Consider the following 22,560-nt stretch of genomic DNA (forward strand, 5'->3'; position numbering starts at 1 on the left):
CGGCGGAATCCGCCGTTGATCGGCTGCCGGCTGGGTCAGCCGGCCTCCGCCAATCCTGTCCTTACCCGGCGCAGCGTGGTCCACGCGCACAAGGCGGCCGCTGCCCACGCGATCCAGGTCACCCCTGGCGCTGCGATCCAGCCCAGGGCCAACAACAATCCTGTCACGCCGATCACGAAGGCGCGATCGCTTTTGCCCATTGGACCGTCATAGCGACGGCTTGCCCCCACCATCAGGCCCAGGACGCCAGCGTACTCGCAAACCGCCGCCAGCCACGCCAATGTCCACAGGGCAGCGGAGGCTACCCCGGGCAGACTCAGCAGCGACAGATACAGCGCCGCGTCGGCGATGACGTCGCAGAGTTCATTGAGATAGGCACCCAGCCGCGACTGCTGCCCGAATTCGCGGGCAAGCATGCCATCCACGGCATTGAGCGCCATGCGCAGCAGCATCCACACCGGCAGCGCCAGATACCCCATTGGCTGCGACGGGCCCCACACGTACACGGCGGCGGCCACGGCCAGCGAGACCACCGCCGCCGCCAGCGTGACCACGTTGGCGGTGACCCCGGCCCGGTACAGGCCGGCTACGGCGGGCCGCAGCAGGGCCTGGAAGCGTCCCTTCAACGCATAGATCGACACGATTCCCTGTCCTGTGGTTCATGGCGGATGCCGGGGAGCCTACAATATGCACCCGCTCCGCTTCGATCTCCTGCCCCCATGAGTTCCGATCTGCTGCCCGTGCGCCGGGCCCTGCTGTCCGTTTCCGACAAAACCGGCCTGATCGACCTGGCCCGCGCCCTCGCCGCCCGCAACGTCGAGCTGGTGTCGACCGGCGGCACCGCCAAGGCGATCCGCGACGCCGGCCTGGCCGTCAAGGACGTGGCCGATGTCACCGGCTTCCCGGAAATGATGGATGGCCGGGTCAAGACCCTGCATCCGCGGGTCCACGGCGGCCTGCTCGGCCGCGCCGGGCTGGACGAGGCCGTGATGGCCGAACACGGCATCGACGCGATCGACCTGCTGGTGTTGAATCTGTATCCGTTCGAGGCGGTGACCGCCAAGGCCGGCTGCACGCTCGACGAGGCGGTGGAGAACATCGACATCGGTGGCCCGGCGATGCTGCGTTCGGCAGCCAAGAACTTCGCGCGCGTCGCGGTGGCGACCGATCCGTCGCAGTACGCCGAGCTGCTTGCCGAGCTGGACGCCCACGAAGGCCGGTTGTCGGCCGGCAAGCGTTTTGCCTTGTCCGTAGCCGCGTTCAACCGCGTGGCCCAGTACGATGCGGCCATCAGCAACTATCTGTCCGCCGTGGCCAGCACCGAGGCGGCCGTGCCGGTGCGCACCGAGTTCCCGGCGCAGATGAACAGCAGTTTCGTGAAGGTGATGGACCTGCGCTACGGCGAGAATCCGCACCAGAGCGGCGCGTTCTACCGCGACCTGTACCCGGTGCCGGGCACGCTGGCCACCTTCCAGCAGCTGCAGGGCAAGGAACTGAGCTACAACAACCTGGCCGATGCCGATGCCGCGTGGGAATGCGTGCGTCAGTTCGACGCGCCGGCCTGCGTGATCGTCAAGCACGCCAACCCGTGCGGCGTGGCTGTGGGCGCCGGCAACGGCGATGCCTACGAGCTGGCCTACGCGACCGATCCGACCAGCGCGTTCGGCGGCATCATCGCCTTCAACCGACCGCTCGACGCTGCCACTGCCAAGGTGATCCTGGACCGCCAGTTCGTCGAAGTGCTGATCGCCCCGGACTACGAACCGGCCGCGCTCGAGTACGCGCAGAAGAAGGCCAACGTGCGCGTGCTGCGCATTCCGCATGGCGATGGCCGCAACAACTACGACACCAAGCGCATCGGCTCGGGCCTGCTGGTGCAGAGCGCCGACAACCGCGGCATGGCGCGCGATGAGCTGACCGTGGTCAGCAAGCTCGCGCCCACCGACAAGCAGTTTGCCGACCTGCTGTTTGCCTGGAAGGTGGCCAAGTTCGTCAAGTCCAACGCCATCGTCTACGCCAAGGACAACCGCACCATCGGTGTCGGCGCCGGCCAGATGAGCCGGGTCTACTCGGCCCGCATCGCCGGCATCAAGGCGGCCGATGCGAACCTGGTGGTGGACGGGTCGGTGATGGCCTCCGATGCCTTCTTCCCGTTCCGCGACGGCATCGATGCCGCTGCGGCCGCCGGCATCAAGGCGGTGATCCAGCCGGGCGGCTCGATGCGCGACAACGAGGTGATCGCCGCAGCCGACGAGCACGGCCTGGCGATGGTGTTCACCGGCGTGCGCCACTTCCGCCACTGACGTCACGATGACCACGACAGGGAATGTCGACCGCCGCGCCCCCCGCCCCTGGCTGGGTGCGGCGCTGACGGTACTGCTGGCCGGCTGTGGTGATGCCACGCCGGCCGATCCGGGCAAACCGGCGCGTCGGCTCGACAGCCACGCAGCGGCCACACCGGCGCCTGCCGAGCCGGTCGACGACGATCAACGCCTGCTCGCCTTCCTGCACGACCGCTACGGCCCCAAGGCCACGCTGGACACGGCGTGGAAGGACCAGTGGGACGACCCCGACCAGGACGCCACGCGCCCGGTGGAGCGTCGCCTGTGCGCCCGGCAGACGGTGGCAGTGACCGGGCAGCCGCATCATCTCGTGGCGGTCTGCCAGACCCTCGAAGACGCGGCCAGCGTCGAACCGGGACGGATCGACCTGTACGTCCTGCGCGATGGCGAGGCGGCGCCTGGTACCGCTTCCCGCCCGCTGGTGCGGATGGCCGAGCACCTGTTGATGTACTCGGGCATGCGCGGCATGCCCGGCACCGTGGCGATCGATACGCTGGGGCCCGAACGGCCGGCGTTCCGCATCACCGACGGCTGGTACGGGCAGGGCTATTCGCTGGTATCGCGCACCTACGTCGCCCTGCACGACACCCGCCTCACCCCGGTCGCCAGCTTCCGCGACCACATCGACAACGACAGCGCGTACGACTGCGACGAAGACCCGACCGCCTGCGGCAACCGGCTGTTCAACATCGATTTCAGCGTGACGGCGGACATGCAGGCACTGCAGGACGGCTACGCGGCGCTGGATGTGCGTGGCCAGGGACCCGAATGCACCGGCCCCACCGACGAGCACTACCGCCTGGTATACGACCCGGCCAAAGGCGCCTACCCGATCCCCGACGCGTTGCTGCGCGAACACTGCCGCGAGTAGGTACTACGCTGCAGGGCAGCGCCCTCTCCTGATGACGTCACCATGACCATGACAACAACCGGCATCCACCGCACTGCTCCACCCGCCTGCATCGCGCTGGCGGTGGCCCTGCTGGCCGGGTGCGGCAAGGAGGTGCCGGCCGTGCAGGAAACGGCGAAACCCCGGCTGGATAACACCGCCCCGATCGTGGAGACGGTGATGGCCAGCGGCGATGCCGACGCGCGCCTGCTGACCTTCCTGCACCAGCGCTATGGCGCCAGGGCGCGCCTGGACGGCGCCTGGAAGGACCGCTGGGAAGACACCGAGGTGGTGGCGATGCGGCCGGTGGAGCGCGCGGTCTGCGCCCGCCGCAACGTGACGGTCGATGACCAGGCCCACACCCTGCTGGCGGTCTGCCAGACCATCGAGGATGCGGCGACCGTCGAACCGGGACGGGTCGACCTGTTCGTACTGCGCGACGGCGAGCGCGGCGTCACCGGCGACAGCCAGCCGTGGCCGCTGCTGGTGGTGGACCAGCGCCTGCAGGTCAACGCCGGCAGCGATGGCGTTCCCGGTACGGTGCAGGTCGCAACGCTGGGGCCGCAGCGCCCCGCCTTCCACCTCACCCAGCGCTGGAATGGCCGCGGCGGTTCGCTGGTCGACCGCAGCTACGTCGCCCTGCACAGCAACCGCCTGCGCGAGGTGGCCCGCTACCGCGACCATCTCGACAACCTGACCCGCTACGACTGCGACAGCGATCCGGACGACTGCGACGGCACGGTCTTCAACATCGACTTCAGCACGACGGTGGAGCAGCAGGCGCCCGTGGACGGCTACTGGCCGATCACCGTGCGTGGCCGCGGCCAGGACTGCGCCGGGGCGGCGCATGAGTTCCACCAGTTGATGTTCGACCCGGCAACGCGGGCCTACCAGGTGCCCGAGGCGCTGCAGCGGAACGACTGCGGCGGCAGCTGACCGGCGCGTGTCCGGGCGACCGTGCCATGCACCCGGCACCGGCACCGCGTAAAATCGCCGGTCTGCCCCCCCTTACGCGAGAAGTGCATTGAAGATCCTGGTCATCGGCGCTGGCGGCCGTGAACACGCCCTGGCCTGGAAGCTGGCCCAGTCGACGAAGGTGACCGAAGTGCTGGTCGCCCCCGGCAATGCCGGTACCGCCACCGAAACCAAGTGCCGCAACGTGCCGATCAAGGTCACCGACCTGGACGGCCTGCTCGCGCTGGCCGCCGCCGAGGGCGTGGCGCTGACCGTGGTCGGCCCCGAAGTACCGCTCGTGGCCGGCGTGGTCGACCGCTTCCGCGCGGCGGGTCACCGCATCTTCGGGCCCACCGCCGCCGCCGCGCAGCTGGAAGGCAGCAAGGCGTACGCCAAGGACTTCTTGGCCCGCCACGGCATTCCGACCGCCTTCTATGCCGTGCACACCGAGGTGGAGCCGGCCCTGGCCTATCTCCGCGAAAAGGGCGCGCCGATCGTGGTCAAGGCCGATGGTCTGGCCGCCGGCAAGGGCGTGATCGTGGCGATGACCCTGGCCGAGGCCGAAGACGCGGTGCGCGACATGCTCTCGGGCAACGCCTTCGGCGATGCCGGTGCCCGCGTGGTGATCGAGGAGTTCCTCGATGGCGAGGAAGCCAGCTTCATCTCGATGGTGGACGGCCGCACCGCATTGCCGATGGCCACCTCGCAGGACCACAAGCGCGTGGGCGACGGCGATACCGGCCCGAACACCGGCGGCATGGGTGCCTATTCGCCGGCACCGGTGGTCACAGACGAGGTGCATGCGCGGGTGATGCGCGAGGTGGTCAACCCGACCGTACAGGGCATGATCACCGACGGCATTCCGTTCACCGGCTTCCTCTATGCCGGGCTGATGATCGATGCTGGCGGCGCGCCGAAGGTGATCGAATTCAACGTCCGCTTCGGCGATCCGGAAACGCAGCCGGTGATGCTGCGCCTGCAGTCGGACCTGGTGGATCTGGTCGAAGCGGCCATCGATGCGCGCCTGGACGCCGTGCAGGCCCAGTGGGACCCGCGCCCGTCGCTGGGCGTGGTGATGGCGGCTGCGCCCTACCCCGAGGCACCGATCACCGGCGATGTGATCCACGGGCTGGATCAGGTGCCTTCGACGGCCAAGGTGTTCCATGCCGGCACGACGCTTGACGCGCAGGGCCAGGTGCTCAGCGCGGGCGGCCGGGTGCTGTGCGTGGCGGCGCTGGGCGACAGCGTGGGCGACGCGCAGGCCAATGCCTACGCAGGTGTGGCGGCGGTGACGTGGGCCAACGAGTTCCATCGCAACGACATCGGCTGGCGCGCCGTGGTGCGCGAACGCGGTTGAGGCGCTCTGCGCTTTGATGCTGGAAAGGCCAGTACACAAAAAAGCCCGGCATTGGCCGGGCTTTTCAATGCAACACCGTGCAGCCCGCGTTACGCGGTAAACAGCGCCTTCATCTTCTTCAGCGCGTTTGCTTCGACCTGACGGATACGTTCGGCGGAAACGCCGTATTCGTCAGCCAGTTCCTGCAGCGTCACCTTGCTGTCCGCGTCCAGCCAGCGACGGCGGATGATGTCGCGCGAACGTGCATCCAGCTCGGCCAGGCCTTCGCGCAGCAGCTGCAGCTGGTTGTCTTCGCTGTCGGCGCGCTCGTAGGCCATCGACGGATCTTCGTCATTGGCCATCAGATACGCGGCCGGCGACGGCGGCGCATGGTCGTCGTCGTCATCGCTGGACGCGTCGAAACCGATGTCGCGACCGGACAGGCGCGATTCCATTTCCAGCACTTCGCGCTCGGACACGTTCAGGTCCTTGGCGACCGCGCTGACTTCGGCCGCGTTCATCCAGCCCAGGCGCGTCTTGGACTTGCGCAGGTTGAAGAACAGCTTGCGCTGCGCCTTGGTCGTGGCGACCTTGACGATGCGCCAGTTCTTCAGGATGAACTCGTGCATTTCCGCACGGATCCAGTGCACCGCGAAGGACACCAGGCGCACGCCCATGTCCGGGTCGAAGCGCTTCACCGCCTTCATCAGGCCGATGTTGCCTTCCTGGATCAGGTCGCCCAGCGCCAGGCCGTAGCCGTTGTAGCCACGGGCCACGTGCACCACGAAGCGTAGATGGGAATGGACCAGCTCGCGCGCGGCGTCCAGGTCCTGCTCGTCGCGGAAGCGGCGGGCCAGGTCCTGCTCGTCATCGACCGACAGCACCGGAATCTGGTGCACGGCACCGATGTAGGCGTCCAGCGAACCGAGCGCACTGGGAATCGGGAGATTGTTTGCCACAAGGGCAGTAGACATGTTCTGGCTCATAAGGGGCATCTTAGCAGTCGGAAACTTGGACTGCTAAAGGAGAAAGAAGTTCCAGCGTTCCGTTCATGCAACGATGGCACCGATAACCCGGATAACGTACCGCGAAATGATGACAGTGGCGAGTGGCATCGAATCAACAGAATATTGCTTTTATTTCAACAAGTTGCCATGAAAACACCGGCGAACGGCGTCGTTTTTGCCTGAACGACCCGCGGGACCACGCCCATTCATCTGAAAAAAGGTTGCCCATCGTTCATCAACCGCCGGGCAGTGACCGGGGCGACCCGAGGACGGCACCGACCTGCCATTGGCCGCATCGCCTGCCGCTGATCCGGCGCGCTGCGCAGGAACCCGGGAGTCTGTCGTTGTGGCGTCGCATGCCCATGCGCAAACGCCAGGTTGCGCGCGCGATCATCGAAATGCTGAACGACTGGCTCAGTCCAGCCCGAGCTGCGCGCGCGGCGGCAGCGACCAGTCGATGGCACCGTGCCCGCGCCGGCGCAGGTACTCGTTGGCAGCCGAGAAATGCCGGCAGCCGAGGAAGCCACGGTGGGCCGACAGCGGCGAGGGGTGCGGTGCCTTGAGCACGCGGTGCCGGCCCGTGTCGATCACCTTGCCCTTCTGTTGCGCGTAGGCGCCCCACAGCACGAACACCAGACCCTCGCGCTCGCGGTTGAGCGTGTCCACCACATGGTCGGTGAAACCTTCCCAGCCACGTCGCTGGTGGGCGCCGGCATGGCCCTCCTCCACCGTCAGCACGGCGTTGAGCAGCAGCACGCCACGCTGCGCCCACGGCAGCAGGCAGCCGTGGTCCGGACGCGGCAGGCCGAGATCGGCCTCGATTTCCTTGTAGATGTTCAGCAGCGACGGCGGCACCGGCACCCCCGGCATCACCGAGAAGCTCAGGCCGTGCGCCTGCCCGGCGCCGTGGTACGGGTCCTGGCCGAGGATGACCACCTTGACCTGCTCGAACGGCGTGGCGTCAAACGCGGCGAAGATCTGCGGGCCGGGCGGGAACACCCGTGCCCCGGCGGCCTTGCGCTGGCGCAGGAAGCCGGACAGCTCGCGCATCTCCGGTCGCAGCAGCCACTCCCCGACCCGCGCCTTCCAGCTCGGCTCGAGCTGGATGCTCGGTTGTACGTCGTCGTTCATCGCACCAGGGGTTTTTCGTTGAGTCGGGCCAGCCGCAGCTGGAACAGCACCTTGGTGATCAGCAGCCGTTCTTCGATCGGCTTCTGCACCAGGTCGTTGGCACCGGCCTGGAGCAGGCCGGACTGGTTGAGCGGATTGCCATCGCCGGTCATCACCAGCACCGGCAGGCGGCGCTTGCCGTAGCCGAAGTCCACCCGTACGCGCTGCACCACATCGCGCCCGCTCAGTTCGCCCTTGAGGGTCACGTCGGTCAGCACCAGGTCGATGCGGTGGCTGCTGCGGCCCAGCGATTCGGCGGTGAGCAGCGCAAAGGCTTCCTCGGCGGTCAGCACGTGCAGTACGTTCAGGCCCTGCCGTTCAAGCATGCGCTTGGTCGCCTCGGCGACCACCCGGCTGTCTTCCACGTACAGGATCGTCGCGCCGGGAATCGTCTCCGGCTGCACGTAGCCACGGATGAAGGTGGCCAAGGCCTCATGGCCCAACGCCTTGTCGAAATAGTCGGTGACGTACTCGGTGAAGCGGCGCTGTTCCAGGTGCTGCTGCGCGTCACCGGACACCACGATCACCGGCACGTAGGCCTGGCCCGCGGTTTCGCGTACCAGCCGCGCCAGTGCCAGCCCATCGCCGTCGCTGAGCGTCAGCGAGGTGGTGACCAGACTGACCGGGCCGGCTGCCAATGCCGCGCGCGCCTCTTCGATGCTGGCGCAGCCCACCACGTCCACCGCCGGCAGCTCGCGCTGCAGCACATCGGCGATCAGTTTGCGGACCAGCTTGGAGCCGTCGACGACCATCACGCGCGGTGCGTCGTCGACCAGGTGCTTCAGGGCTTGCGGGCGCATGCGGGCCTCAGGTTTCGGTCGGACGGGTCTGGCGCAGGAAATGCCCCGTCACCAGCCACGCGCCCAGCCAGCCCAGCACCACGGTGCCGGCCAGCACGAGCGAAGAATGCAACAGGTCCAGCCCATGCAGCACAAACGGGCTGCCGTAGCTCTGCGACAGCGCGCTCAGCGGCGGGCGCAACGCCAGCCCGGCCACGCCGATCAGGCCGAGCGCGATCGCACCGGCGCCCAGGCCGTACCACGCGCCCAGGTACAGGAACGGGCGGCGGATGAAACCATCGCTTGCGCCCAGCAGCTGCAGCACGCCGATCTCGTCGCGGCGCGCCTGGATGTCCAGCCGCACCGTGTTGCCGACCACCAGCGCCGCGCCCAGCCCCAGCAGCACCGACAGCACCTGCACCAGGCGGGTGCCGAAGCCCAGCCACGCATCCAGGCGTTTGCGCCACAGCGCGTCGTGCTGCACCAGGTCGGCCTGCGGCAGCCCTTCCAGCGACTGCGCCAGGCGCGCGTCATCGGCGCCTGCCACCGGCGTCACGATCAGCAGCGTCGGCAGCGGATTGTCGTTGAGCGCGTCGATCGCCTCGCCCAGCCCGGCGCTGTCGCGCAGCTCGGCGAGGCCATCGGCCGGGGTGCGCAGCGCCACGGCCGACACATCGGCGCGCCCGCGCAGCGACTCGGCCACCTGGCTGGCGCCGGCGGCATCCACGGACGTCTTCAGGAACAGATTGATGTCGCGCGACTGCTGCACGCTGCCGGCGAAGTGCTTGAGGTTGTCCAGCGCGATCGACAGGCCCAGCGGCAGTGCCAGGGCGAGCGCCATGACCATCACCGTGAGCAGCGTCGCCCACGGCTTGCGCCAGGCGCGGCCCAGGCTGAACACCACGCTGTGGCCGTGGTGATGCAGCCACACGCCGAGGCGCGACGGTGCCGCGGCTTCTTTGTTGGTCGGTGCGCTCATTCGGCCAGGTCCTGCGGTGAGATGTCGTCGATCAGCCGACCGTGGTCCAGGATCAGCACGCGCTTGCGCATGTGCCGCAGCAGGGCCAGATCGTGGCTGACCACCAGCACGCTGGTGCCGCGTTCGGGCAACTCGGCGAACAACGCCATGATTTCCGCAGCGAGGGTGGGATCGAGGTTGCCGGTCGGTTCGTCGGCGACCAGCAGCTTGGGCTCGCCAACGATGGCACGGGCAATGCCGACGCGCTGCTGCTCACCGGCCGACAGCTGCGACGGCAGCGCCTTCTCGCGATGGCCCAGGCCCATGCGTTCGAGCACCGAGCGCACCCGCTTGCCGATCTCGGCACGGCGTGTACCGCGCAGGATCAGCGGCAGCGCGACGTTCTCGGCGATGCTGCGGTCCATCAGCAGGCGGTGGTCCTGGTAGACCGCGCCCACCTCGCGGCGGTGCCGCGGGATGTTGCCGCCGCGCACCTTGAGCAGGTTGCGTTCGTCGAACAGCACCGCGCCGCGGCTGGGCCGCTCGTCGAGGTGGATCAACTTCAGCAGCGTGCTCTTGCCCGCACCGGAGTGACCGGTAACGAACAGCATCTCGCCGGGGGCGACATCGAAGCTGACGTCCACCAGTGCCTGGTGGCCGCCGGCATATTGTTTGCTGACATTGTCAAAACGCAGGACGCTCATCCCCTGATTATGCAGGACGAGGATGGCAGCGTGCAGGTGGGGGTAGAGGTCGGGAGCGCCGGCCAGTGGCCGGCCCTGTCACCGTCGCCGGGGCTTACGACCCCGACAGCATCCGGCGGATCTTGCGACCAATGCGGGTCAGGAACGACGCGCCCGCATCCGCGGCCGGTGCGGATGCGCGCATCGGCTTGGCAGTCACCTGCACCGGGGTCACCGGCTGGGCGGCGCTGCCTTCGGCAGTCCCTTCCACCGGGCGGCCATGACGGCGGCGACGGCGCTTGCGCGGTGCGCGCTCGCCTTCGACCGCCGGGCTGGTCGCCGCCGACGGGCCATCGGCCTGGACCGGGGCCTGCGCCGGACGCGGCGCGGCGGACACACCCTCGGCGGCCGGCTGCTCGCCTTCCACACGCGGCTTGCGTTCGCGGCGCGGCTTGCCATCGGCACTGCGCTCGCCCGGACCGCGGCGTTCGCCACGGCCACCGGACGGCTTGCCGCCGCGGCTGCTGCCACCGCCACGGCGCTGCTCTTCGGCGGCACGCGCTTCGCGCGCCTCGCGGAAGATCTGGCCGACGCTTTCATTCTCGTCGCCGTCCGCTTCGCCCTCGGGCAGCGGTGCGCGTTCCGGACGCGGCAGGGCGGTCAGGATCTCGCTGGTGACCGCTTCAACCGGAATCTTCTGCTCGATATAGGCTTCGATATCCGGCAGGCCCATCGCGTAGCGCTCGCAGGCGAAGCTGATCGCATCGCCTTCCTCGCCCAGGCGGGCGGTACGGCCGATGCGGTGCACGTAGTCTTCCGCGTCGAAGGGCAGATCGTAGTTGTAGACGTACTTGATGCCGTCGATGTGCAGGCCGCGCGCGGCCACATCGGTGGCCACCAGAATTTCCAGCTGACCCTTCTGGAAGCGGTTGAGCAGGCTCTCGCGCTTCTTCTGCGGCACGTCGCCGGACAGCACGCCGACGCGGTAGCCGGCGCGCTCCAGCGAACGCGCCACGCGCTCGACGAACACCTTGGTGTTGACGAAGACCATCGTGCGCGCGCCTTCGCTGCGCGAGAGCAGGCCCAGCAGCAGCGGAATCTTCTCTTCGTCGGCCGGGAAGTAGATGCGCTGGCGCACGCGCGCGGCGGTGATCGACTCGCTCTCCACCACCAGCTTCTGCGGCTCGTTCATGTGCTCATAGGCCAGTTCCAGCACGCGGTGGCTGAGCGTGGCGCTGAACAGCAGGGTCTGGCGCGTGGTGCGCTCGGGCATCCGGCGCAACAGGAAGCGGATGTCCTTGATGAAGCCCAGGTCGAACATGCGGTCTGCTTCGTCGAGCACGCAGATTTCGCAGGCGTGCAGCGAGACCACCTTGTGCTGCTTGACGTAGTCGATCAGGCGGCCCGGGGTGGCGATGATCACGTCCACGCCCTGCTGCAGGATCTCGCGCTGCTTGTCGTAATCCACGCCGCCGTAGACCAGCGCGAAGCGCAGGCCCAGGTCCGAACCGAACTTGACCGCATCCTTGTGGATCTGGATGGCCAGCTCACGGGTCGGCGCCAGGATCAGCGCGCGGGGGTCTTCCGGCTTGCGGTCGGCCAGCGCCGGGCGGGTCAGCAGGCGGTTGACCACCGCGACCAGGAACGCCAGGGTCTTGCCGGTACCGGTCTGGGCCTGGCCGGCGACATCGCCACCGGGCAGAGCCACCGGCAGGGTCAGTGCCTGGATCGGGGTGCAGCGGGTGAAACCAGCGCCTTCAAGGCCAGCCTGCAGGGCCGGGTGCAGCTCGAAGGAGGAGAAGGTCAAATCGGTCAGCGGTTTGTCGCTCATGAGTCCGTCTTGGTAAGGCCAGCCGGCAGAGGTGCGGCTGGCTTGCAGCATTCTTGGAGGGCACCGTCGCCATTGCGGCCCCTGCGCCGGGAGGTGGCGGGGCCGGACCGGGGGTCCTGGGGCGCCGCACAATGGCGCAGTTTAGCGCAATGTCGGCGCCAAACCGGGCTCACCCGTCGCAGGCGCCTGCGAGACGCCAGAAAGGACACCGCCTTCATCGCCCCTGACGCCAGTTGAACAAGCCCCCCGGTGGGGGCTGGAAGGCGCCCTCCCGGCCCGCATATCTGAGAGGCCAGCCCCGGCAGAGTGAGATGACAGTCACGGGATGCTTCTTTCCAACCCGCGCCTGTCGGCTCGCGACGATAGGGGTACACTGCCCGCCGTGCGCGTCCAGGCAACCGGCCTGACGCACCGCTGGCCGCCCACGCGGCCACGAGGCAGCAGACGGGGAAGGCGCCCACCAGGCGTCGTCCAGGTTCAACCTCCTCCGGCCTGGCCGGGTGCATTTCCAGACGAGAAACCAAGATGAGCGACAAGGTTGTACATGTCGGCGACGCCGACTTCGATAGCACCGTGCTGAATTCCAAGGAGCCGGTCCTGGTCGATTTCTGGGCCGAGTGGTGTGGTCCCTGCAAGATGATCGCCCCCGCCCTGGACGAACTGGCCGACGCCTACAACGGCCGCGCCAAGATCGCCAAGGTCAATGTGGACCAGAACCGTGCGCTGGCCGCCAAGTACCACGTGCGCTCGATTCCGATGCTGCTGGTGTTCAAGGACGGCGAAGTCCAGGCCCAGCAGATCGGCGCGGTCGGCAAGGCCCAGCTGGCCGGCATGCTCGACAAGGCCCTGGCCTGATCGCAGCAGGCAGCCGGTCGAGCCGGCTGCCCCGCGGGCCCGTCGCCCGCATGAATGACCCTGCCCCACCCGGCTTGCGCGCCGCCGCGAGCCGGTGTTAGTGTCGGCATATCCGGCCGCATTCGCGCGCCGCATCTTCTGGACGCGGTTTCTTCCAGATCCTTTCCCAACGTTCGCCGCCCTGCCGGGCGCTCGCACCTTCTAGCGAGGAATCCAGCACTTGTCCGATATCACTACTTCCGAACCCGGGAGCGCTGACGCGCCCGCCGAGAAGCGCGTGCGCAAGCCGCGTGTTGCCAAGGCCGCCACCGCGACCGACGCCGGTTCCCCCCCCGCACAACCCGTCCTGCCCCTGGCTGCCGCGCCTGACGCGCCGGCGCCGGCCGCTGCCGCTCCGGCAGCCCCGCAGGCATCGGCCCCGGCAGCGTCTGCCGGTGGCGACGCATCGCCCGCGCAGGGCGGTGGTCAGCAGGACACCGGCGACGGTGGCCAGCGCAATCAGAATGGCCGCCACCAGAACCAGCAGGGCGGGCAGAACCCGTACCAGCAGGGTCAGGGTCAGAACCAGGGCCACGGTCAGGGCCAAGGCCAAGGCAACCGCCGCGACCGTTTCCGCAATCGCCGCGACCGCAACCGCGGTGGCGATCGCTACAACGATGACGGCATGCCGCAGGACAACAACGAACCGCAGCAGCCGTTCGTGCGCAGCCAGCAGGCCAACGTGCCCGAAGGCTTCCCGGTCTACTCGCTGAGCGACCTCAAGCGCATGCCGGCGCAGAAGCTGCTGGAGATTGCCGAGCAGCTGCAGATCTCCGAAGGCGTGGCACGTGCCCGCAAGCAGGACGTGATCTTCGCCCTGCTGAAGGTGCTGACCCGCCACGGCGACGGCGTTGCCGCCGACGGCGTGCTGGAAATCCTGCCGGACGGCTTCGGTTTCCTGCGTGCCGCCGAAGCCAGCTATCTGGCCGGCCCGGATGACACCTACATCTCGCCCAGCCAGATCCGCCGCTTCAACCTGCGCACCGGCGACCACCTGTCCGGCCGCATCCGCTTCCCGAAGGACGGCGAGCGCTACTTCGCGCTGTCGATCGTGGACACCATCAACGGTGAGCCGCTGGAAGCGTCCAAGAACAAGGTGCTGTTCGAGAACCTGACTCCCCTGTTCCCGCGCAAGCGCTTTACCCTGGAACGCGGCAACGGGTCGTCCGAAGACATCACCGGCCGCATCATGGATCTGATGGCGCCGCAGGGCAAAGGCCAGCGCGCGCTGATCGTCTCCCCGCCCAAGGCCGGCAAGACGATGCTGATGCAGCAGGTGGCCACGGCGATCACCACCAACCATCCGGACGTGCACATGATCGTGCTGCTCATCGACGAGCGTCCGGAAGAAGTAACTGAAATGCAGCGCACCGTGCGCGGCGAAGTCATCAGCTCCACCTTCGACGAACCGGCCGCGCGCCACGTCCAGGTTGCCGAAATGGTGATCGAACGGGCCAAGCGCCTGGTCGAGCACAAGAAGGACGTGGTGATCCTGCTCGACTCCATCACCCGCCTGGCACGCGCCTACAACAACGTGGTGCCCAGCTCCGGCAAAGTGCTCACCGGTGGTGTGGACGCCAACGCCCTGCACCGCCCGAAGCGCTTCTTCGGTGCCGCGCGCAACGTCGAGGAAGGCGGCAGCCTGACCATCATCGCCACAGCGCTGGTGGACACCGGCAGCAAGATGGACGAAGTGATCTACGAAGAGTTCAAGGGCACCGGCAACAGCGAAGTGCACCTGAACCGTCGTATCGCCGAAAAGCGCGTGTACCCGGCAATCGACATCAACCGCTCGGGCACCCGCCGCGAAGACCTGCTCATCGAACCGGAGCTGCTGCAGAAGATCTGGATCCTGCGCAAGCTGCTGCATCCGATGGACGAAATCGCCGCGATGGAGTTCCTGCTCGACAAGATGAAGAACACCAAGTCCAACGACGAGTTCTTCGGTTCGATGAAGCGCTGATCCGCGTTTCGGACGAACAGAAAAGGCCCCGCATCGCGGGGCCTTTTTTATTGGCGTCTTCAACGGCACCGCGACCACTACCCGGTAGTGCCGGCCGCCGGCCGGCTCCCGGCGTCTCCTGTGTCTCAGTCAACTTATGAGATGCCCACCAGCGTTGCGCTTGAACAGCACCCAGCGGCGACTTCGCCTATCGGACCTCGCCCGGCACTTCGATTGACCACACGGCATCGCCACCGACTTCATACCGCAGAATCGAGAACGCTGGTTGACGCAGAACGACCGAGCGCGTCGCACCTTCCGGCAAGCTCACCCGACGGGAGGGCAGGGATGCGCGAAAAGGCACATCGCCCGCAGGCAAGGCCCAGAACGTATCGCCAGCGCGGCCTACGACGATATGAACACGCCCGGCGAGATCGTTCACCTGATAGTAGGAAATTCCATCTCGTTCGAACCCGTACACCACCCAGTTCGGATCATGGCTCATGCTGATTGCCGAGGGATGCGTCTGCCCCAATCCGTGCGCCGCCAACTTCATTCCATGATCGTCGCTGAGCTGTGCATTCCCCTGCATCGGTATTGACGACAATGCAAGCATCGACATTGCACAGTAGATTTTAATGGACTTCACCTCACCCTCCTGATTCGAACGGCGACAGCGCCACCAAGCATCGTATGCATGCGTATCCCGCAAGACATTAGGAATGCTACGAAACACCAGACAGGACGGCGGATCACGACACACCAGGCTTGAAGCCGCATGAATCATCCAGCGCGCACTTTCGTCATATTCCGATAACCCGCCTCACGGATTGCGCATACGGTGGTAAGCCGACACTGCCTGGACTCGCGCCGGAAGCGTGAGGCCGAGCGCAATGAGAAGGAGGAGCGAATGCGACTGGAGCGGTGGAAGGATGCCTGTGAACTCAGCTTTCGCATCTACCCATTTGGGTTCGCCGTAGCGCTGATGTACGCACTCGCGTACTGGGCCGCGCGAGAAGTGTCTGTAGACCAGTTCCTTCTCCCTGCAGGCGTCCGTATAGCAGCACTTTTAATCTGTCCGTACAGGTATTGGCCCTACCTGCTTTTGGGCGAATATTGCTACTTCGCGTCCGCGCGCTACTCCATGATCGAAAAGTACGGCATGGCATGGGTCGTGCTTGGATCTGCTCTGTTGATGCCGACCGTGATGGGAATCGTCCACCTGCATCGCAAGCTGATGAGCTCAAAGACCGACATATGGCTGATCTCTGTCGCAGCCGCCTCAACGATGGCTGTCACATCACTCAATCTTGGCATCTCACATGCCCTATGGCCTTCCCCGCCCGTCACGGATCTTGACACCAAGCTGACACGTTTCCTCGTCGGTGACTTCATCGGGATCCTGACCATCGCCCCGCTTGCCTTGCTGTGGAGCAAGCGGCATAGCGAATCACAGACCGAATCAACATTGATGAGCGGACACGTGCTTCTGACCTCCGCCTGTCTCATCCTGATGATCATGCTGGGCCTTCTTGCGCACCTTATCCCCCTTGATTCGGCGGCGGCGAAGACGGATCTGCTGCTGTTGATGGCACTTCCTGCCGTCGCATTGACCTGCATGCATGGCTGGCGGGGCGCCGCCATCAGCGTCCCACTCTGGAGCGTAATTGTGCGCCTGACGATGCCGTCCACAGGTGTAGCAGAATCATTTGATCCAGCAGCATTCTCCGTGCAACAGAATCTGGCGGTGGTGGGTATCGCACTTCTGGCTGTCGGATCATGCCTGTCTTACTACTACCGTCGGTATCGGTCCACCGATCAGGACGGCAGAAACGCCGCCTCGCTGGCACGCATCACGCACATCGCCACCGAGATGGATCTACGCACACGTGCGCTCGATATCAGAAAGCTGGGCGACGGTCTGGAGCACTCGCTGGACGACCTTTCAGACTGGCTCGACATGCAGGGCCATCAGGACCTCGCCAGCAGTCTCCGCCGTGTATCGGCAGTGCATTCACGAAAGTTCCGCGAGCAGATCACGATGGTGTATCCCACGTCGCTGGAGCATGTCGGTCTGTATCTGGCACTGCAGACCGGCGGGATCCACGAGGCATGGAAGAACACCGATCGGCTGATGCTGCACCGGCTTGGCGGTGATCCGTGCCAGCTGAGCATCGGCCTTCAGCTGGCGACGTACCGGAGCATCGCCGAGGCCGTCTCACTGCTGCTGCAGCACGAGCCCGGTCAGATCCACATCAGCGCGCGATGCGGCAGGTTCCGGCGCGACCGGGGCATTCTGGTGGCCGTGGCACTGCTGGACACCCGGCGCCATCTGTCAGATGTCACCATGACCCTCGCGCTTGAGCGCCTCACCGGCCGCACGCTGGCCTACGGGGGAACCGTACAATGCCGCCGCAACCGCGTCCGGATATTGCTGCTGGAGCCGCGGCCCGACGTGGAGACGGCGCGGCATTTCAGATTCCCGGTGCACGGCACCGCGACCACTACTCGGTAGTGCCGGCCGCCGGCCGGCTCCCGGCAATGCACGGGACCTTACGGGCAGCGCACTGCCCCGGCCGCCTTGGCCGCATCCACCGATACCCGCACCTGGGTGAAGGCCGCGGCGAACGGCCTGTCCGCACTCACCACCCACGGCGCTTCCACCGCGCCCAGGTCCACGCCCTGCCTGGCGAAGCAGGCCAGTGGCACGGTGATGGTCTGCTTCTGCCCCGGCGACATCCGGGCCAGCACCGGCGCGATATCCACGCCGCCTTCGCAGCCGGTGCCGCACTGCATGGTCACCTTCACCGCTGACGTCGGGCGCTGCACCAGCTGCACGTCGAACTGCAGCGCGCCGTCGGTACGCGCCAGCGCGCCGAGATTGCGGCGCGAGCTGCTGCGTGCGACCAGCTGTGCGGGAGCTAGCCAGGTCACCTCCTTGGCGTCCTGCTGGGTGTTCACCTGCACGGTGCGCACCTGGACCACCGGCGCGGTCGTGGGCCAACGCAGGGTGGCATTGAGGTCGTTGCCGAGCGGCTGGGTGGCGCCGGCAGCGGCCACGTGCAGTGCGAACGGCGGAGTATCGGCACGGTTGAAGATCGGCAGCGTGGTGACCGCGCCGCAGTTGTCCGGGTTGGCTTCGGGCAGGCGGCCCACGCTGCCCGGTGCCGCATAGCGCAGGCCATAGCCGAGCGCGAACAGCGGCGGACGCTTCGGGTCGGGCTGGTCGATCGGCGCCGGACACGGGATACCCGGCCACGGGAAGCTCAGGCGGCCGCGGAAATCGTGCGCGGGTTTGCCGTTCCTGCCCGCCACCAGCACGTCGGTGATGCCCTTGCCCTCGCTGCCCGGCAGCCACGCTGCCACGAACGCCTGCGACAGGTTGAGCAGGTCGTTGGTGTACATCGGCCGCCCGGAGAAGTACACCGTGACCACCGGCTTGCCGGTCGCCTGCGCGGCACGCAGCACCGCCAGGTCCTGCGGGTAGGTACGACTGTGGCTGACGCTGTCCGAATGCAGAATGTCGCCGTTGGTTTCGGCGTAGGGCGTCTCGCCGACCACGGCCACCACCACGTCGAACTGTCCCGCATCGACGCCGGCGCCATCGGCGCTGTAGGTCACCTGCCGCGCCCCCAGTTCCGCGCGCAGCGCCCCCAGCACCGAGTCGGCCTGCGGGTAATCGGCATTGGTGTTGTCGGTGCCCTGCCACGTCAGCGACCAGCCGCCGGCCTGGTCGGACAGGCTGTCGGCACTCTTGCCGACCACCAGCACCCGCGCATCGCGGCGCAGCGGCAGCACGCTGCTCTCGTTCTTCAGCAGCACCAGCGACTCGCGCACGGCGCGCCGGGCCAGGTCGCGATGCAGCACCGCCTTGCTGTCGCCAGCGTAACGGCTGTCGGAAGGTGCGTGGTTGAACAGGCCGGCACGCAGCTTGACCCGCAGGATGCGGGCAACCGCATCATCGATGCGCGCCATCGGGATCTCGCCGCTTTCCACCTGGGCGATGGTGTTGGCGATGAAAGCCTTCCAGTCATCGGGCACCATCACCATATCGATGCCGGCATTGATCGCCTGCGCACAACTGTCGTTGCGGCAGCCGGGCACCTGGGCGATGCCGTTCCAGTCGGACACCACGAAGCCGTCGAAGCCCATTTTGTGCTTCAGCGCATCGGTCAGCAGTGCCTTGCTGCCGTGCATCTTGCCGTAATCCATGCCGGCGGTGCGGTCGTTCCAGCTGTTGAACGAGGCCATCACCGTCTGCACGCCCTCGCCCAGCGCACCGTAGTAGCCTTGGCCGTGCACGTTGATCATCGCGGCCTTGCCGACCAGCGCCTCGCCCTGGTCGCGGCCGTGCTCGGTGGCGCCATCGCCGATGTAGTGCTTGGCGGTGGCCACCACGTTGCCGTCGTCGGCAAAGCGGCCCTGCGCGCCCCTGACGTAGGCCCGCGCATACTCGCGCACGCGCGCCGGATCGGACGAGAAGCTCTCGTAGGTGCGGCCCCAGCGCGGGTCGTGGGCCACGGCCAGGGTCGGTGCAAACACCCAGTCGATGCCCGTCGCGCGGGTGGCGCGCGCGGTCGCCTCGCCGATGCGCTCGATCAGTTCGGCATCACCGGCCGCACCGAGGCCGATGTTGTGCGGGAACAGCGTGGCGCCGTAGACGTTGTTGTGCCCGTGCACCGCATCGGTGCCCCAGATCACCGGGATGGGGGTCTTCGCATCCGTGGCCAGCGACGCTGCGCGGTAGGCATCGGCAAGACGCAGCCAGTCCGCCACCGAGGCATGCTTGTCCATGCCAGGCCACGAGCCGCCGCCGTTGAGCACCGAGCCGATGTAGTACTGCCGCACCTGCTCGGGGCTGATCGTCTTGATCTCGGGCTGGGTCATCTGCCCGATCTTCTGCGCCAGCGTCATCTGCGCGAGGATCTGCTGGACCCGTGCTTCGAGGGCCGGGTCCGGCGCGATCGCGCTGGTCACACGCGGCCAATCCTTCAGCGTTTCACCCCTGGCAGGAGCGGCCAGCGCCGGGCTGGCCAGGGCCAGCAGCAGGCAGGTGCCGAGCAGGGTCTTGGTGGGGCTGTTCACGACATCTACCTCCAGTGGGAATGGCTCGAGATCGGTATGGGCACCGCCGTCACCGACGACCACGCGCGGTGCGCGTCGTCGTCGTTGCAGTGGAATCGTGCGGGTCAGCGCCCCTGTCTGACAGCGCTGTCATACAAAGCCGCGGCAACGCTGTCAACCGCCCGCGACGCGTTGCGCAGGGCCGCGCCTGCAGTGACGGGGATCGCGGTCCACCGTGCATGTTCCTCGCCCGCCCGGGGTGCTGCATTGCCGCACGGATTGACGGGGGCGCCAAACACCATCGCGTCGTGGCAACATCCGCCTGCATCAGCAACACGGTGGTCGCCCCGGCGCACTACCATCGGCATCCGTCGACCCGCCCCCCAACAGGATCTCCCGCACCATGCGTAGTCGTATCGAGGATGTCGCCGCGGTTGCGGGCGTTTCGATCAAGACCGTGTCCCGCGTGCTCAACAACGAGCCGAACGTGCGCGTGGAAACACGTGACCGCGTGCTGGCGGCCGTCGCGCGGCTGGGCTACAAGCCCAACCTGTCGGCGCGCAGCCTGGCGGGGCAGCGCTCGTATGCGCTGGCGCTGGTCTACAACAATCCGTCGCGCAACTACCTGATGGAGATCCAGAACGGCATGCTGGAGGCGTGCCACGCCCATCACTACAACCTGATCCTGGGGCCGGTCGGCACCGGCCGGACGACCCTGCCCGACCTCGCTGCGCTGTTCGAGAACTCGCGCCCGGATGGCGTGGTGCTGATTCCGCCACTGACCGACGACGCGGTAGTGCTGTCCTATCTGGAAGAGCACGAGATTCCCTTCACCAGCATCGCACCGCGCCACCCGGACGGCCGCATCGGCGTGCGCATGGACGAAACCACCGCCGTGGTCGAGCTGATCGGCCATCTGGTCGCACAGGGCCATCGGCGCATCGCGCACATCAAAGGGCCGCGCGCGCATGGCGCCTGCCAGTGGCGGCATGCCGGCTATCGCAAGGCGCTCAAGGATGCCGGCATCGCCTACGACCCCACGCTGGTGGTGAATGGCGAGTTCTCGTTCGAGTCTGGCGTGGTGGCGGCCAATGCGCTGCTTGATCTGGACCCGCCGCCCACCGCGATCTTCGCCGCCAACGACGACATGGCCGCTGCGGTATTCCGTGTGGCCGGCCAGCGCGGCCTGCGCATTCCGCGCGACTTGTCGGTCTGCGGCTTCGACGACACGCCCATCGCTGGTCACATCTACCCGGCATTGACCACCGTGCGGCAGCCCACCTCGACGATGGGGCAGCTCGCCACCGAACAGCTCATCGAACGCATCCGCTCGCCCGAAGGCGGCCGCATGGTCACGGTGGACCATGCGGTGCTGATCCGCGAATCGACCCGTGCGCCGCGACGGCGCTGAGCGGGATCACGCGGTGAGCCGCGACCCACGCCAGGCGTAGAACAGGATGTACAGGTAGCACAGCAGCGGCAGCAGGAACGACAGCTGCAGGCCGTGGTGGTCGGCAACCCAGCCCACCGCGAGCGGCACCACCGCGCCGCCCACGATGGCCATCACCAGCAGGCTCGACCCCTGACCGGTCAATGCACCCAGGCGCGCGATGGCCAGCGCGAAGATGGTCGGGAACATGATCGAGTTGAACAGACCGATGCTCACCACCGCCCACTTGGCCAGCCCGCCGCCGGCCAGCATGGTGACTCCCAGCAGTCCCATCACCACGAGCGCGAACAGCCCCAGCAGGCGGCGCGGATCGATCTGCGCCAGCAGCACGGTGCCCACCAGCCGCCCGACCAGCGCACCGCCCCAGTACAGCGACACGTAACGGGTGGCTTCCTGCTCGGTCAGCCCTTCGCCGATGCCGGGCATGGACAGGAAGTTGACCAGCACGCTGCCGATGGAGACTTCGGCGCCGACGTAGAAGAAGATCGCCAGCACGCCGTAGCGCAGGTGCGGATGGCGCAGCGCATCGCGCAGCCGGCCCTGGCCCGCCCCCTCCTCCACACCGGGAATGGTGGGCAGTCGGAACATCCAGATGGCGGCGGCCAGGACGAACAGCGCCACCGCCAGCCCGAAGTACGGCACCTGCACCGACTGCGCCTCGGCAACGCGGTAGGCCAGTGCTTCGGCCTGCGGCAGCAGCGCCAGCTGCGCGTCGGTGCGCGGCTCGGCCGACAGGATCAGCAGCCCGCCAAACAGCGGCGCCAGCGTGGTGCCCAGCGCGTTCATCGATTGCGCCAGGGTCAGCCGGCTGGAACTGGTGCGTTCCGGGCCCAGCAGCGCCACGTACGGATTGGCCGCCACCTGCAGCACCGTGATGCCCGTGGCCAGGACGAACAGCGCCCCCAGGAACAGACCGTAGACGTGGGCATGCGCAGCCGGCCAGAACAGCAGGGCGCCCAGCCCGGCAATGGCCAGGCCAGCCACAATGCCGCGCTTGTAGCCGACGGCGGCCACCAGGCGGCCGGCTGGCAGCGACATCAGGAAGTACGCACCGAAGAAGGTGAACTGCACCAGCATCGCCTGCACCCAGGTCAGCGCGAAGGCGGCCTTGAGGTGCGGGATCAGGATGTCATTGAGGCAGGTGAGGAAACCCCACATGAAGAAGATGGCGGTCACGACCGCCAGTGCTACGCCATTGCGTTGCACATGTTGCCCACGAACGGCAGCAGAAGTGTCCATTGCATGTCCTTCCAGGTTGGGA

The 22,560-nt window shown here is 67.3% G+C and carries 18 protein-coding genes; 8 read left to right on the plus strand and 10 right to left on the minus strand.

Features of this window, described 5'->3' with window-relative positions; genetic code table 11:
- Positions 1-35: 35 nt before the first annotated feature.
- Positions 36-644 (minus strand): CDP-alcohol phosphatidyltransferase family protein, encoded by a 609-nt coding sequence (locus GDJ08_RS12995; protein WP_026070539.1) that lies wholly within the window; start codon positions 642-644, stop codon positions 36-38.
- Between the two features lie 75 nt (positions 645-719).
- Here GDJ08_RS12995 and purH point away from each other — a divergent pair, with 75 nt between their 5' ends.
- From purH to purD, 4 genes are all read left to right on the plus strand, one after another.
- Entirely contained in the window at positions 720-2,303 is a 1,584-nt protein-coding gene (purH, locus tag GDJ08_RS13000; protein WP_153165031.1) for a bifunctional phosphoribosylaminoimidazolecarboxamide formyltransferase/IMP cyclohydrolase, read from the plus strand.
- Positions 2,304-2,310: 7 nt separating this feature from the next.
- Complete coding sequence (locus GDJ08_RS13005; protein ID WP_153165032.1) at positions 2,311-3,213, plus strand: hypothetical protein; 903 nt, start codon at positions 2,311-2,313, stop codon at positions 3,211-3,213.
- A 42-nt stretch (positions 3,214-3,255) separates the two neighbouring features.
- Complete coding sequence (locus GDJ08_RS13010) at positions 3,256-4,167, plus strand: hypothetical protein (RefSeq protein WP_153165033.1); 912 nt, start codon at positions 3,256-3,258, stop codon at positions 4,165-4,167.
- Between the two features lie 88 nt (positions 4,168-4,255).
- Entirely contained in the window at positions 4,256-5,542 is a 1,287-nt protein-coding gene (gene purD / locus GDJ08_RS13015; protein WP_136004565.1) for a phosphoribosylamine--glycine ligase, read from the plus strand.
- A gap of 89 nt (positions 5,543-5,631) precedes the next feature.
- Here the strand turns inward: purD and rpoH are convergent, their stop codons facing one another.
- The 6 genes from rpoH to rhlB all read right to left on the minus strand — a co-directional run bounded on the left by rpoH (position 5,632) and on the right by rhlB (position 11,949).
- On the minus strand, positions 5,632-6,507 hold the full coding sequence (rpoH, locus tag GDJ08_RS13020; RefSeq protein WP_017354635.1) for an RNA polymerase sigma factor RpoH: 876 nt from the start codon (positions 6,505-6,507) through the stop codon (positions 5,632-5,634).
- 435 nt (positions 6,508-6,942) lie between these two features.
- A complete protein-coding gene (gene ung / locus GDJ08_RS13025) occupies positions 6,943-7,659 on the minus strand; it encodes a uracil-DNA glycosylase (protein ID WP_136004567.1) in 717 nt (238 codons plus the stop codon).
- Positions 7,656-8,498 (minus strand): response regulator, encoded by an 843-nt coding sequence (locus tag GDJ08_RS13030; protein WP_017354633.1) that lies wholly within the window; start codon positions 8,496-8,498, stop codon positions 7,656-7,658. The genes ung and GDJ08_RS13030 overlap by 4 nt, the downstream gene beginning before the upstream one ends.
- 7 nt (positions 8,499-8,505) lie before the next feature.
- Entirely contained in the window at positions 8,506-9,456 is a 951-nt protein-coding gene (gene ftsX / locus GDJ08_RS13035) for a permease-like cell division protein FtsX (RefSeq protein WP_136004569.1), read from the minus strand.
- Positions 9,453-10,139 (minus strand): cell division ATP-binding protein FtsE, encoded by a 687-nt coding sequence (gene ftsE, locus GDJ08_RS13040; RefSeq protein WP_017354631.1) that lies wholly within the window; start codon positions 10,137-10,139, stop codon positions 9,453-9,455. The genes ftsX and ftsE overlap by 4 nt, the downstream gene beginning before the upstream one ends.
- 94 nt (positions 10,140-10,233) lie before the next feature.
- Positions 10,234-11,949: an ATP-dependent RNA helicase RhlB gene (rhlB, locus tag GDJ08_RS13045; protein ID WP_136004571.1), complete on the minus strand. Its 1,716-nt coding sequence runs from the start codon at positions 11,947-11,949 to the stop codon at positions 10,234-10,236.
- Positions 11,950-12,474: 525 nt separating this feature from the next.
- Here rhlB and trxA point away from each other — a divergent pair.
- Both trxA and rho read left to right on the plus strand, forming a co-directional pair.
- Positions 12,475-12,804, plus strand: coding sequence for a thioredoxin TrxA (gene trxA / locus GDJ08_RS13050; RefSeq protein ID WP_136004572.1), 330 nt, complete (start codon positions 12,475-12,477; stop codon positions 12,802-12,804).
- A gap of 220 nt (positions 12,805-13,024) precedes the next feature.
- Positions 13,025-14,806, plus strand: coding sequence for a transcription termination factor Rho (gene rho / locus GDJ08_RS13055; protein ID WP_153165034.1), 1,782 nt, complete (start codon positions 13,025-13,027; stop codon positions 14,804-14,806).
- Between the two features lie 187 nt (positions 14,807-14,993).
- Here rho and GDJ08_RS13060 read toward each other — a convergent pair whose 3' ends face one another.
- Positions 14,994-15,434 carry a hypothetical protein gene (locus GDJ08_RS13060; protein WP_229296523.1) on the minus strand — a complete coding sequence of 147 codons (441 nt, stop codon included), beginning with the start codon at positions 15,432-15,434 and terminating at the stop codon, positions 14,994-14,996.
- A 261-nt stretch (positions 15,435-15,695) separates the two neighbouring features.
- On the opposite strand from GDJ08_RS13060, the gene GDJ08_RS13065 reads away from it, so the two are divergent.
- The gene (locus GDJ08_RS13065) at positions 15,696-17,300 is read left to right on the plus strand and encodes an MASE1 domain-containing protein (protein ID WP_153165035.1); all 1,605 of its coding nucleotides are present in this window, start codon (positions 15,696-15,698) and stop codon (positions 17,298-17,300) included.
- Between the two features lie 38 nt (positions 17,301-17,338).
- Here GDJ08_RS13065 and GDJ08_RS13070 read toward each other — a convergent pair whose 3' ends face one another.
- The gene (locus GDJ08_RS13070; protein WP_153165036.1) at positions 17,339-19,870 is read right to left on the minus strand and encodes a glycoside hydrolase family 3 protein; all 2,532 of its coding nucleotides are present in this window, start codon (positions 19,868-19,870) and stop codon (positions 17,339-17,341) included.
- Positions 19,871-20,252: 382 nt separating this feature from the next.
- Here GDJ08_RS13070 and GDJ08_RS13075 point away from each other — a divergent pair, with 382 nt between their 5' ends.
- On the plus strand, positions 20,253-21,260 hold the full coding sequence (locus GDJ08_RS13075; RefSeq protein WP_136004578.1) for a LacI family DNA-binding transcriptional regulator: 1,008 nt from the start codon (positions 20,253-20,255) through the stop codon (positions 21,258-21,260).
- Between the two features lie 6 nt (positions 21,261-21,266).
- Here GDJ08_RS13075 and GDJ08_RS13080 read toward each other — a convergent pair whose 3' ends face one another.
- A complete protein-coding gene (locus tag GDJ08_RS13080) occupies positions 21,267-22,538 on the minus strand; it encodes a sugar MFS transporter (RefSeq protein ID WP_051008551.1) in 1,272 nt (423 codons plus the stop codon).
- Between the last annotated feature and the right edge of the window lie 22 nt (positions 22,539-22,560).

The sequence above is a fragment of the Stenotrophomonas nematodicola genome, assembly GCF_009467805.1.
In the GTDB taxonomy this organism is placed as follows: Bacteria; Pseudomonadota; Gammaproteobacteria; order Xanthomonadales; family Xanthomonadaceae; genus Stenotrophomonas; species Stenotrophomonas nematodicola.